Below are 12,367 nucleotides of genomic sequence, written 5' to 3'. Positions count from 1 at the left end.
GGTTGAATTTAATACAGAGGGTCTATGCTTAAGATAGCGACGTGTCAGTTTGCGGTTACTGGGGATGTGGATCATAATGCGGGGCATATCGAGAGTTTTGTTCGGCAGGCGGGGGAAGAGGGTGCGGACCTGGTGCATCTTAGTGAGTGCTGTCTGAGCGGGTATGCGGGGGTGGATCATGAGACGCTGGAGGGGTTTGACTGGGAGCATCTTCGGGACCGGACGCGGGCGATCATGGAGCTTGCGAAGGAGAAGCAGGTGTGGGTGGCGCTTGGGAGCATGCATGAGCTGAGCGCGGGGAACAAGCCGCACAATTGTATGTATCTGATCGGGCCGGACGGGAAGATTCACGACAGGTATGACAAGCGGTTCTGTACGGAGATCGAGCTGCCGTTCTATACTCCGGGGGATCGGGCGGTTACGTTTGAGCTCAAAGGCGTGACGTGTGCGCTGCTGATATGTTTTGATCTGCGGTTTCCGGAGATTTACCGGGACCTTTACAAGAGGGGCGTGCAGTTCGTGATACAGTCGTTTTACAATGCGCGGCAGAAGGGTCCGAGTGTGCATACGGATATTATGCGGCAGACGATGCAGTGCCGAGCGGCGACGAACTTTTTCTGGATCAGCATGAACAACAGCAGTGCGTGGTACAGTCCGTATCCATCGTGTTTTATTAGGCCGGACGGGAAGATCGTGAAGGAGCTGGAGTGGCACCGTGATCAGATGATGATCAATGAGGTGAATACGGATATCGAGCTATACGATCCGATGAAGGATTTTCGCGATATTGCGGTTGCGGGGAATCTGACGAACGGGCCGGAGACGATTGATGATCCGCGGTCGAAGAACGTGACGGAGCTGTAGGGGCCGATCCAGTCATGCGTACTCGCAGACGGATGCTACCGCGGGTAGAGGATCAGGTTTGCGGTTCGGGGGTTTGTGCGTCTGCGGGTTCTGTTTCTGCCGTCTGTTCTGGTGTCAGGGGGAGTTTTTTGTCTTCGTGCCGGGTGGGTGCGTTTCGGTAATAACGCATTGCGTCGGGGGCGAGGTCGCGGAGGTTTATTATGCGCTCTTCATTGGTGGGGTGCGTGGAGAGGATGGTCTCGAAGGATTTTAGCAGGCCGGAGGAGGATTTGCCGCGGTCTGCCATTCGCTGCCAGAGTTCGGGAGCCTTTTCGGGGTTGTAGCCGGCCATCGCCATGTAGATGAGGCCGAGGTGGTCGGCTTCGCGTTCCTGAGTTCGGCTGTGGGGCAGGAGGAGTCCGACCTGTGTCAGGATGCCGTAGGAGATCATGGCGATCTGCTCGTCGGAGTAGCCGCCGTCGGTGCTGTTGGGGTCGCCGGGTTCGTCGTCATTGAATGCAGCGGCGAGGAGTGCACCGCCTGCGCCGACGACCATATTGGAAGTGACCTGTTCGGCACCGTGACGTGCGATGGCGTGGGCGACTTCGTGGCCCATGATGGTTGCCAGGCCGGCTTCGGTTTCGGCGACGGGGAACATGCCGGTGTAGACGACGATCTTACCGCCGGGCATGCACCATGCGTTCACCTGGTCGCTTTGGACGAGGTTGAATTCCCATTCGTAGTTTTCGAGCAGGTCCGTTTGGCCGGTGTCCTGAGCCCAGGTTTCGACTGCGTTCTGGATGTCTTTGCCGATCCGTTTTACGACGGCGGTCTGTTCGGTGTTGTCACTGAGTTCATTAGTTTCGAGGAACTCGGCGTATGATTCCTGGCTGGCGGAGAGCATGGAAGCGTCTGAGACCATGATGAACTGGCTGCGCCCGGTGATGGGGGCCTCGGTGCAGGCGGTGAGAGTGGGCAGGATGAGTGCGAGTACGAGTGCGAGCAGACAATTCCTCAGGTTCATTTGCAAGGTCTCCGTATATCAGTATTTACCGCGAGTTCGCGGCGGACAGTTCTTGTATTAAGATGTGAAAATCCGGGGTGAAAGTCAAGGCTTTTTCGGGCGCGGGGGCGACTGGGTCGCCGCAAGATCTAACAGTGACGCCTCCGACGAACTTTGTGTTGGGTCTATTCCCGGCGGACTGTGAAATTATGCGGCTGAGCATTCGGCGCAGGAGGAAGGTATTTGAATTTCGCTTCCGCTGGCCGATATTATGTGTTGACCTTATGGTTTGATGGCAGTTGCTTCTATTTCGAAGAGGAGGTCGTGGCGGCATACGTCGGCGATCATGGTGAATGCGGGCCAGTCGAAGTTGGACCATTTTTCGCAGAACTGGCGTTCGATCTCGGCGGTTTTGCAGTAGACGAAGCCGAAGGTTATGCCGTTCTCGCTGGTGCCTTCGTCGCGGAGGATTGCCTGAATGTTTTCGATGGTGGCGTCGATCTGTGCGGGTGCGTCGTCGATGTTGGTGGTGGCGCCGGATTCGTCGATGGAGGCGGTGCCAGAGACGTAGATGGTTTCGCCTGCGGGGGTGAGTGCGCTGGCGGCGCGTGAGAAGGCGCTGCCGTATTCGAAGGCGCTGTGCTGGTTGCCGCCTGCGTCGAGGTATTCGAGTCCGCCTGCCGGTTCGAGCACGGCGGTGAATTCCATTGCGCAGATGCAGGGGCCGGCGGGTCCGATGCCGATGCCTGTGCTGGCGGGCATGCGGCTAGGTTTGCCCTTGGCGATCATGCCGCGTTCGACGAAGAAGGCGGTGCGGACCTCGTTGAAGTCGTCGTACCAGTCGAGGATGTCGCCTAGCCACATCCAGGTGCGGGGGACGGCGAGCAGGTCGACGTTGTTTTGTTTGAGAATGGCTTCGGCGGCGGTGAGCATCTGCTGTGTCTGGGTTGCGGGGTCTGTGGAGGGGTCGCCCGTGATGCCTGAGACGGTCATGAATTTGCGGTCGAGGGTGGTGCAGATGCGGCCTACTTTTTTGCCTTCGTGTTCAATAGGGGTGACGGTGCAGTCGCCGGTGACGGCATGGATGTGGATGCCGGAGATCTCGCCTCGGATGCCTGCGGGGACGGAGAGGTATGTTGGGGGTACGCCGTCGTCGAAGTCCGCGAGGAGCCGGGCACGGGCGGTGGAGGCTTGCTGTGCTGCGGAGTCGGTGCCGAAGAAACGTTCCTGGAGGACCTTTGCGTTGGAGGCAGCGAGCAACTCCTTTGCGGTACTGTAGAGTTCTTCGAGCTGGTCAGCAAGTTCCGTATCCGGAGTGGGGGCGAGGTTGATGAAGATCTCTTCTGCGTTGCTGCCGGCGGCCCTGCGTACGAACGTATCCATTGCGACTCCCTAGATAATTACAAAATACCCACTACACACTCTTCGCTTGGTTTTGAAAGGAAGCAATATAACATTTGCGGCGGAACAGTACAAGGAATTTGCGGTGCGCTAATTTGCAGATCGGGAAGGGTTATTACTTATTGCAGGCAGGACGTGAAACATGGCGGTTTATGTGGTATATTAGCAGGCGGCGGGGGTTCACGTTGTACGGGCTTATCGAGAAAGGAAGAATATGCGATATGTATGGGCGGTTTTGGTCGGGGTTTTGCTTGCGGGGTCAGCGTTTGGGTATGATCGAATAGCGGGTAAGAAGTTTGCGGGCAGAAGTGAGGTTATCGCTGAGCACGGGATGGCGTGTACTTCGCATCCGCTGGCGACGCAAGCGGCGGTTGATATTCTGCAGAAAGGCGGCAGTGCGGTGGATGCGGCGATCGCGGCGAACGCGTGTCTGGGGCTGATGGAGCCTACGGGGAGCGGGATCGGGGGAGACTTGTTCGCGATAGTGTGGGATGCGAAGACGAAGCGGCTTTATGGGCTGAATGCGAGCGGGCGGAGTCCAAAGAGTTTGACGCTGGAGTATTTCGGGGAGAACGGGATAGAGGACATACCGGCGTTCGGGCCTTTGCCGGTTTCGGTGCCGGGGTGCGTGGACGGGTGGTTCGAGCTGCATGACAGATTTGGCAAGCTGGATATGGAGGATGTGCTCAAGCCAGCGATAGGTTATGCGCGGGAGGGTTTTCCGGTGACGGAGGTTATAGCGTACTATTGGGGACACAACGCAAAGATACTGGAGGAGTATGCGGGGTTTGCGGAGGTTTTCATGCCGGGCGGGAAGGCGCCGGAAGAGGGTGAGATATTTCGCAATCCTTATCTTGCGGATACGCTGGAGAAGATAGCCGAAGGCGGGCGGGATGTGTTTTATGAGGGTGAGATCGCGCGGAAGATCGCGGAGTATATGGAAGAGCAAGGTGGATTTTTGAGCTATGAGGATCTGGCGAGCCATGAGTCGGAATGGGTGGAGCCGGTGAGTGTGAATTATCGTGGGTACGACGTGTGGGAGCTGCCGCCGAACGGTCAGGGGATCGCAGCGCTGCAGATGCTGCAGGTTCTGGAGGGGTACGAGCTGGCGGAGTACGGGTTCGGCAGTTCGGAGTATCTGCATTTACTGATCGAGGCGAAGAAGCTGGCGTTCGAGGATCGGGCGAAGTTTTATTCGGATCCGGCGTTCAATGACTTGCCGGTGGCGGAGCTGATCTCGGATGAGTACGCGGTGAAGAGGCGGGGGCTGATCGACATGGACAAGGCGGCGGATGCGTATCCGGCGGGGAATTTCGCTGAGCATGGGGATACGGTTTATCTGACGACGGCGGACGAGGCGGGGAACATGGTGTCGCTGATACAGAGCAACTATCGGGGGATGGGCAGCGGGATGACGCCGGGGAAGCTGGGATTTGTGCTGCAGGATCGCGGGGAGCTGTTCAGCCTGGATGAGGGACATTATAACTGCTATGCGCCGGGGAAGCGGCCGTTCCATACGATCATACCGGGGTTCGTTACGAAGGACGGTGAGCCTTGGATGGGCTTTGGTGTGATGGGCGGAGCGATGCAGCCGCAGGGGCATGTGCAGGTGCTGGTGAATATGATCGATTTCGGGATGGGGCTGCAGGAGGCGGGGGATGCGCCGCGGATGAGGCATGGCGGGTCGAGTCAGCCGACTGGTGAGGAGATGGCGGACGGCGGGGTTGTGTACCTGGAGAGCGGGTTTGATGATGCGACGGTTGAGGGGCTGAAGGCGAAGGGGCACATGATCGAATCCAGCCGGGGCGGATACGGCGGGTATCAGGCGATCCGGCGGGATGCGGAGAACGGCGTTTATCACGGGGCGTCGGAGTCGCGGAAGGATGGGCAGGCTGGCGGGTATTGAGGGGGGACTCTTGCGGGCTTAGCCGTCTGCTTGCATTGTATGTGCAGGCCAGAAGCATGCGCGCGTTTTGCGCCATGATCGTTTTGCACGGTATGGCTGGTCCGTGGTGTTTCGGCCGTGCATGTGTTCTCGCAGAGTTCTCTGGGTCCGCCTGAGGCGGATGACAAACTCAGGTGCTGCTTATATTTGGGCGAGTATGGACGCAGCTAGCGGGTTTTTTATTTGGACCGGGTGATTGAAGTAGGTTGAACGGGGTCATTGTGTCATTTTTGCGGTTATGGTTGCGAAGCGTTTGCCGTATTGTTTTGCTATTTCGATGTCCTGTTCGTGTGGTTCGCGTGAGTTGTCGGGGCCTGCTAGGGTTGTCGGGCCGTAGGGGGTTGCGCCTCGGGCCTCGGTGTGGATCATGCCATCGATGGAGTATGGGCAGCCTACGACGACCATGCCGAGGTGGAGGATTGGGATCATCATGGATACGAGAGTGGTTTCCTGGCCGCCGTGGGTGCTTGCGGTGGAGGTGAGGACGCCTGCGGGTTTGCCTTCGAGGGCGCCTTCCATCCAGAGCGATGCGCAGGAGTCGAAGAGGCGTTTCATCTGGGCGATCATGTTGCCGAAGCGGGTGGGTGAGGCGAAGATTATGCCGTCGGCGGCTTTGAGGTCGTCGAGGGTGCATTCGGGGGTGTCCTTCTGCTGCTGCCAGACCTTGTCGGCGTGGGGGTGGTTGGGCATGTCGACTTCGGTTTCGGGGAACTCGCGGACGCGACGGAAGATGACTTCGGCGTTTTCGATCTGGGATGCGCCCTGCTCGGCGGCACGTGCAAGTTTGAGGGTGTGGCCGTAGAGGGAATAGTAGACGATGAGAATTTTCATGCTACCTCCTGTTTGAATTCGGATTTTCAAGCGTCAGGTATTGAGTTTAACAGAGGTCCTTAATTGGAGCAACCCTATAAATTTATTGTGAGAGTTCTCGGGAGCGGTCTCTTGCGGCGGTCAGGGCTTTTGTCATTATGCCGTTGAAGTCGAGGTCCTTGAGGACCTTCATGGCTGCTGCGGTTGTGCCGCCTGGGCTGGTTACACGTTCTCGGAGCTGGCCGGGTGTTTCGTTTCGTGAGTATGCCATTTCTGCGAGGAGGCCCGCGCCTTTGGCGGTCTGGAAGACGAGTTCTTTTGCGATGTCTGCGGGCAGGCCCATATCTATTGCGACGTTTATGAGTTCTTCCATGAGCAGGAAGAAGTATGCGGGGCCGGTGCCGCTGACGGCGGTGACCGCGTCGATGAGCGATTCGTCTTCGAGGACCTCGACCTTGCCGACGGCCATGAAGACGTCGAGGCCGGCTTTGAACTGGCGTGGGCCGGTGTTGCGGATGACGACGGCGGTGGCGCCCTGGTCGACCATCGCGGGGGTGTTGGGCATGGCGCGGATGATGGGGACGTCGCCGAGGAACTGGGCGATGCGTTCGGTGGTGATGCCGGCTGCGATGGAGATGACGACGGCGGAATCGTTGAGGGAGTCCTGTATCTCTTCGAGGACTGCGGCCATGTTCTGGGGTTTGACGCTTAGAACGAGGACGTCTACCTGCGAGGCGAGTTCGGTGTTGGAAGAGGCAGGCTGGACGCCGTATTCTTCGGCGAGGTATTTGAGGCGGTCCTGGCGGATGTCGCTGACGAGGACATTTTCGGGTGCGTAGAGGTTTGCCGAGATGATGCCCTTGATGAGAGCCTCTGCCATGTTACCGCTGCCGATGAAGCCGATTTTGTTCATTGTGCGTCCTTCCGTACGTATTTAGGGCACCTCTAACAATTCATTTTGGCGGACAAGCGAATCTTTTTGATTCCGAGCGGCGTCAGACAAAAACCGCTTTAGCTACAACTAAAGCTGATTTGTCTTCCTTACCGGGATGCAAAGATCTCCTACTTGCCGCTCAAAAGCAATTATTAGAGCTATCCTTTAGTTTGCGTTTCAGTATTGTTATCGGACAAATTGGCCGAGAGCTTGATATTGTGGCGGAGGGGTCGGTGAGTTTCAAGTTTATTCTTTCGGGGTTGTGAGTGGCGGTTTATAATTGCGGGGACAGCTTTGTGTACACAAATTATATTTTATGCCTGAGGAGGTATCATGCAGGAAAGAGTAGAATTTTCGGAAGCGCTGAAGACTAAGTATCCCGAGCCGGTGGCGTATGCGGTTGCGAAGGATGAACACGGCAAGGCGAATCCTATCACGCTGGGGTGGTTTATGCAGACGAGCGGGGATCCTGCAATGTTCGCTATCGCGGTGGCTACGACGCGTTATTCGGTGAAGACGATCCGGCACAGTAAGTGCTTTACACTGGTGTTTCCGGCGGGGGATGAGCATGACGAGGCGCTGTTTTTCGGGACGAAGAGCGGGCGGCAGGTGGACAAGGTGGGCGAGATGAAAGTGGCGACATCGCCTGCGAGCATGATCGATTCGGTCGTATTTGATGATGCGGTGGCGAATTTTGAGTGCGAGCTGGCTGGGGAAAAGTTGACGGGTGACCATATTATCTTTATAGGTAGAGTGGTCGCTTCGCATGTGAATACGGAGAAGGTCAATCGGCTGTATACGGTGGCGCCTGGTTGGAAGATGGGTCCGGTGGAGATCGAATAGTTTAAGCAGGAGCTTTATTTTGAGAATCACAAGGCGTGGTTTTTTGCGTTTGTGCGCGGTGGGTGGGTTGAGCCTGTGCGTTTCAAAGGCGGTTGGTGCTGAGGGAGCATTGAGCAGAAAAGGTAAGCGACCCAACGTTATTCTGTGCATGGCGGATGATCTGGGATGGGGGGATGTCGGGTATAACGGCAATGATGTCGTGAAGACGTCGAACCTGGATGCGATGGCGAGGGCGGGGGTTCGTTTTGACAGGTGGTATTCGGCATCGGCGGTATGTTCGCCTACGAGGGGGAGCTGTATTACGGGGAGGAATCCTGAACGATATGGGGTGCATTATGCGAACGTTGGGCATATGCGGAAGGAGGAATTGACTATAGCGGAGGCACTGAAGCCTTTGGGGTATCGGACGGGACATTTTGGGAAATGGCATTTGGGGACACTTACGAAGGAGATCAAAGATTCCAACCGAGGAGGGGAACGAGGTGTAAAGAATTACAGTCCGCCGTGGGAGAACGGTTTTGATGTGTGCTTTTCGACCGAGGCGAAGGTGCCGACTTATGATCCGATGAGACAGCCGGCGGGAGAGCACAGTAATAAATGGTGGAACCCTGTTGATAAAGAGCAGTCGAAGGAATATGGAACACACTACTGGACGGGTGCGGACGAGCTTGTGACGGAGAATCTGGAGGGGGACGATTCGCGGGTCATAATGGACCGGGCGGTGGAGTTCATTTCTGCATCGGCGAAAAAGGATGAGCCTTTCGTTGCGGTTGTATGGTTTCATGCGCCGCACTTGCCGGTGGTGGCAAGCGATGAGCATCGGGCGATATATGAGGGGCTTGACGGGTATTCGCAAAATTACTTTGGGTGTATCACTGCGATGGATGAGCAGATGGGCAGATTGCGGAAGCTGCTAAGAGAGCTTGGAATCGAGGAGGATACGATGCTGTGGTTCTGCAGTGATAACGGGCCGGAGGGGAGGAAGGGACAGGCACCGGGGTCGACAGGCGGGCTGCGGGGAAGGAAGCGGTCGCTTTATGAAGGAGGCATACGTGTGCCGGGTTTGCTGGAATGGCCCGCGCGGGTTAAGGAGGCTCATGCGGTGAAGGCTCCGTGCTGTACGAGTGATTACATGCCGACGGTAATGGATGCAGTGGGAGGTACTGTGAAGAAAGGGCCTGAACCTGTGGATGGTGTCAGCCTTCTGGATATGATCAACGGTAAGACTGATGAGCGGGGTGAGCCGATCGCTTTTGAGATACGAAGGCAGGTTGCGCTGATCGGTGACAGATATAAGCTTTACAGCCGAAATGAGGGGGAAGATTATGAATTGTACGATATTCTAACTGATCCCTCGGAATCAGAGGACATTACCGAAAAACATCCGGATGCGGCACAAGAAATGATCGCTAAATTAGATAAGTGGCGGCGGTCATGTGCTGAAAGTCTGGCTGGTAAAGATTACAAGTGAGCAGATGCAACTGGCGGGGTCAACGAATAACAGTATTAACTTTGTGAGGACATGAACATGAGATATTTTGCGATAATTACAGCTATTATGAGTTTTTGTTTGGGGTTTTGCGGGGCGGCTGGTGTTGAGATCAATGATGACGGCGTGGTGCTTAGCGGGGCGGGGCCCGTGCTGGAGAGCGAGCGGGATGCTTCGCTGGATCTGCGGGAGGCGGTGACGCTGGAGGCGTGGGTCAAGCCCGAGAAGCTGCCGGGCGGTGGTGCGAGGATAATCGACAAGAGCGGTGCTGGGACGAACAACGGATATATGCTGGACACTTACCCGGGTAACTCGCTGCGGATGGTGACGGCGGCGGGGCATCTGCGGTTCGGTGCGAATCTGCCGACGGATGAGTTTACGCATGTGGCTGGGGTGTATGACAGCGATGCGAATGTGTGGCAGCTTTATGTAAACGGTGAGAAAGTTGCGGAACAGTCGGGCGGGGAACTGCCTGCGCTTATAGTGAACGATCTGCCGTTGCGGATCGGGGCGGACAGTAACGGTGCGAATCGGTTCAGGGGGACGATCGCGCGGGCGGCGGTTTATGATCGTGCGCTGACGGCTGACGAGATCGAGGATCTGGCGGATGAGGGCGATTACGAGGCGAACAGGCTTGAGGGGTGCGTTGCGAATTGGGATTTCAGCGAGGTCGAAAACGGCGGGTTCGAAAGCGTGTGCGGCGAGGAGCTGAGGATCCAGTTGCCAGTGATCGTTGAGCCGTTGGGGGAAGCGCCGGATGAGGAGTGGAGCCTGTGGTATAACGAGCCGGCGGAAAGATGGCTGGAGGCGCTGGCGGTGGGTAACGGGCACCTGGGTGCTATGGTGTTCGGGGGAGTGAAGGAAGAGCGGATACAAATGAATGAGGATACGGTGTGGGCGGGGCCACCTGTGCCGGAGCCGGTTGAGGGGGCGTATGAATATATCGCGAAGGCGAGGCAGTTGATATTTGAGGGTAAGTATGCGGAAGCTCAGCGGGTGGTTCAGCAGAATGTGATGAGCAGGCGAATATCGCCGCGGAGCTATCAGACGCTCGGGGACATGACGCTGAGATTCGATGTCGATGGGGATGTCGAGGATTATCAGCGGTCGCTGGATCTTTCGACGGGGGTCGCGAGGACGAGCTACGAGATCGACGGGACGGAATATGTGCGGAAGGTGTTCGCGAGTCCGCAGGCCGATGTGATCGTGGTGCGGATCGAGGCTGACGGGCCGGAGGAGCTGGAGTTTGATATTGCGCTGGATCGGCCGGTGGATTATAAGGTTGAGAATAAGGGTGATGACTCGATTGTGATGTATGGGCAGGCGCAGCACAACGGGACGCAGATGGGTGTGAAGTGGCATACGCAGGTGCGCGCGGTTGCTGTGGGCGGTGAGGTGAAGGCAGGCTACAGGAAGCTGGAGGTCGCGGACGCTGATGCGGTGACGATCTATGTGGCGGCTGCGACTGATTATAACAAGGATGATCCGTATCAGCCGCTGGTTCGGGACAGTGCTGCGGTCTGTGAAGCGAAGATCGATGCGGCTGTTGGTAATAGCTATGCGTCTATAGAGGAAGCCGCGGTCGAGGATCATGCGAAATATTTCGATCGGGTGGATATCGACCTGGGCGAGAGCGAGAATGAAGATATGCCGACAGATGAGCGGCTTGCAGCGGTTAAGCAAGGCGGGTATGATCCGGGGTTGATAGCGTTGTATTTTCAGTATGGGCGATATATGCTGATCACTTCGTCACGGCCGGGGACGATGCCTGCGAATCTGCAGGGGGTGTGGTGTGAGCATATCGCGGCGCCTTGGAATTCGGATTACCACATCAACATCAATATGCAGATGAACTACTGGCCGGCGGAAGTTACGAACCTTTCGGAGATGCACGGGCCGTTCTTTGATTTTGTTGAAGGGCTTGTGCCGAACGGCAGGGAGATGGCGAAGTCGCTGGGCAGTAAGGGTTCGGCGGCCGGGCATACAACGGATGCGTGGCAGTGGACGGCGCCTATAGGTTACGTTGGTTACGGTATGTGGCCGATGGGGCTGGGGTGGTGTTCGGCGCACTTTATGGAGCATTACCGGTTTACGGGTGACGAGGAGTTTCTGCGCGAGCGGGCGTATCCGCTGTTGAAGGAGTCGGCTGAGTTTTACCTGGGTTATCTGATCGAGGATCCGCGTAGCGGGAAGCTGGTGTCGGGGCCTTCGACTTCGCCGGAGAATGCGTTCATCGGTCCGGATGGAAACCGGGTCAATGCGGACATGGGTACGAGCATGGACCAGGAGATCATCTGGGAGAACTTTACGAATGTTCTGCAGGCGGCGGAGGTGCTGGGGATCGAGGACGAGTTCGTGCAGAAGGTGCGGGCTGCTCGTGAGAAGCTGATGCTGCCGGGTATCGGTTCGGACGGGCGTCTTATGGAATGGTCGCAGGAGTTCAAGGAGGCTGAGCCGGGGCACAGGCATTTGTCGCATCTGTATGCGCTGCATCCGGGATATCAGTTCACATATCAGGATTCGCCGGAGATGGTCGAAGCGGCGCGGAAGAGCATCGAATATCGGCTGGCGCACGGCGGCGGGCATACGGGCTGGTCGCGTGCGTGGATCATAAATTTCTGGGCGAGGTTCCATGAGGCTGAGAGGGCGCTGGAGAATATTCAGGCGCTGCTGAGGAAGTCGACGCATCCGAATCTGTTTGACAATCATCCGCCCTTCCAGATCGACGGTAACTTTGGGGGATGCGCGGGCATCGCGGAGATGCTGGTGCAGTCGCATGCGGGTGAAGTGGAGCTTTTGCCCGCCCTGCCGAAAGAATGGTCGGAAGGTTCGGTCGAGGGGCTACGTGCGCGAGGCGGTTTTGAGGTGGATATCGAATGGGAAGACGGCGAGCTGGAAGAAGCAAGGATCAGGTCGCTGAGCGGCAATATCTGTCGGGTTCGGACGAACGTGCCTGCGGATCTGGACGGCGGGTGGTTCGGGCCGAAGGTAAAGAGGGTCAGCGAAAATGTGATCGAGTTTAAAACTACTAAAGGCAAGACTTATGTGGTAGAAGTGGATTAGGCCTGATTCGCCAGGGCATATTAAGATTGTTCGTAT

The 12,367-nt window shown here is 57.0% G+C and carries 9 protein-coding genes; 5 read left to right on the top strand and 4 right to left on the bottom strand.

What is annotated here, in order from left to right:
- Window positions 1-24: 24 nt before the first annotated feature.
- On the top strand, window positions 25-864 hold the full coding sequence (locus STSP2_RS02930; protein ID WP_146659710.1) for a carbon-nitrogen hydrolase family protein: 840 nt from the start codon (window positions 25-27) through the stop codon (window positions 862-864).
- 52 nt (window positions 865-916) lie between these two features.
- Here STSP2_RS02930 and STSP2_RS02925 read toward each other — a convergent pair whose 3' ends face one another.
- Both STSP2_RS02925 and STSP2_RS02920 read right to left on the bottom strand, forming a co-directional pair.
- The gene (locus STSP2_RS02925; RefSeq protein ID WP_205847974.1) at window positions 917-1,867 is read right to left on the bottom strand and encodes a M48 family metallopeptidase; all 951 of its coding nucleotides are present in this window, start codon (window positions 1,865-1,867) and stop codon (window positions 917-919) included.
- 261 nt (window positions 1,868-2,128) lie between these two features.
- The gene (locus STSP2_RS02920; RefSeq protein ID WP_146659708.1) at window positions 2,129-3,229 is read right to left on the bottom strand and encodes a RidA family protein; all 1,101 of its coding nucleotides are present in this window, start codon (window positions 3,227-3,229) and stop codon (window positions 2,129-2,131) included.
- A gap of 232 nt (window positions 3,230-3,461) precedes the next feature.
- Between STSP2_RS02920 and ggt the strand changes: the two genes are divergently transcribed.
- A complete protein-coding gene (ggt, locus tag STSP2_RS02915; protein ID WP_146659706.1) occupies window positions 3,462-5,153 on the top strand; it encodes a gamma-glutamyltransferase in 1,692 nt (563 codons plus the stop codon).
- A 255-nt stretch (window positions 5,154-5,408) separates the two neighbouring features.
- Here ggt and wrbA read toward each other — a convergent pair whose 3' ends face one another.
- Together wrbA and proC are read right to left on the bottom strand one after the other, a co-directional pair.
- The gene (gene wrbA, locus STSP2_RS02910) at window positions 5,409-6,023 is read right to left on the bottom strand and encodes an NAD(P)H:quinone oxidoreductase (RefSeq protein ID WP_146659704.1); all 615 of its coding nucleotides are present in this window, start codon (window positions 6,021-6,023) and stop codon (window positions 5,409-5,411) included.
- 82 nt (window positions 6,024-6,105) lie between these two features.
- Complete coding sequence (proC, locus tag STSP2_RS02905) at window positions 6,106-6,915, bottom strand: pyrroline-5-carboxylate reductase (protein ID WP_146659703.1); 810 nt, start codon at window positions 6,913-6,915, stop codon at window positions 6,106-6,108.
- 354 nt (window positions 6,916-7,269) lie between these two features.
- Between proC and STSP2_RS02900 the strand changes: the two genes are divergently transcribed.
- From STSP2_RS02900 to STSP2_RS02890, 3 genes are read left to right on the top strand one after another with little or no spacing between them, the layout of a single operon-like run.
- A complete protein-coding gene (locus STSP2_RS02900) occupies window positions 7,270-7,779 on the top strand; it encodes a flavin reductase family protein (protein WP_146659701.1) in 510 nt (169 codons plus the stop codon).
- Between the two features lie 19 nt (window positions 7,780-7,798).
- Window positions 7,799-9,250 carry a sulfatase family protein gene (locus tag STSP2_RS02895; protein ID WP_205847973.1) on the top strand — a complete coding sequence of 484 codons (1,452 nt, stop codon included), beginning with the start codon at window positions 7,799-7,801 and terminating at the stop codon, window positions 9,248-9,250.
- Window positions 9,251-9,307: 57 nt separating this feature from the next.
- Entirely contained in the window at window positions 9,308-12,331 is a 3,024-nt protein-coding gene (locus STSP2_RS02890) for a glycosyl hydrolase family 95 catalytic domain-containing protein (protein WP_169852933.1), read from the top strand.
- Window positions 12,332-12,367: the final 36 nt, after the last annotated feature.

The organism is Anaerohalosphaera lusitana, assembly GCF_002007645.1.
In the GTDB taxonomy this organism is placed as follows: domain Bacteria; phylum Planctomycetota; class Phycisphaerae; order Sedimentisphaerales; family Anaerohalosphaeraceae; genus Anaerohalosphaera; species Anaerohalosphaera lusitana.
This window is presented reverse-complemented; position numbering and strand designations above follow the sequence as displayed.

Excerpts from the sequence above, each read along its gene's own strand:
- STSP2_RS02930 (WP_146659710.1), top strand. The coding sequence starts at position 25 with ATGCTTAAGATAGCGACGTGTCAGTTTGCGGTTACTGGGGATGTGGAT.
- STSP2_RS02890 (WP_169852933.1), top strand. The coding sequence starts at position 9,308 with ATGAGATATTTTGCGATAATTACAGCTATTATGAGTTTTTGTTTGGGG.
- ggt (WP_146659706.1), top strand. The coding sequence starts at position 3,462 with ATGCGATATGTATGGGCGGTTTTGGTCGGGGTTTTGCTTGCGGGGTCA.
- proC (WP_146659703.1), bottom strand. The coding sequence starts at position 6,915 with ATGAACAAAATCGGCTTCATCGGCAGCGGTAACATGGCAGAGGCTCTC.
- STSP2_RS02920 (WP_146659708.1), bottom strand. The coding sequence starts at position 3,229 with ATGGATACGTTCGTACGCAGGGCCGCCGGCAGCAACGCAGAAGAGATC.
- STSP2_RS02900 (WP_146659701.1), top strand. The coding sequence starts at position 7,270 with ATGCAGGAAAGAGTAGAATTTTCGGAAGCGCTGAAGACTAAGTATCCC.
- wrbA (WP_146659704.1), bottom strand. The coding sequence starts at position 6,023 with ATGAAAATTCTCATCGTCTACTATTCCCTCTACGGCCACACCCTCAAA.
- STSP2_RS02925 (WP_205847974.1), bottom strand. The coding sequence starts at position 1,867 with ATGAACCTGAGGAATTGTCTGCTCGCACTCGTACTCGCACTCATCCTG.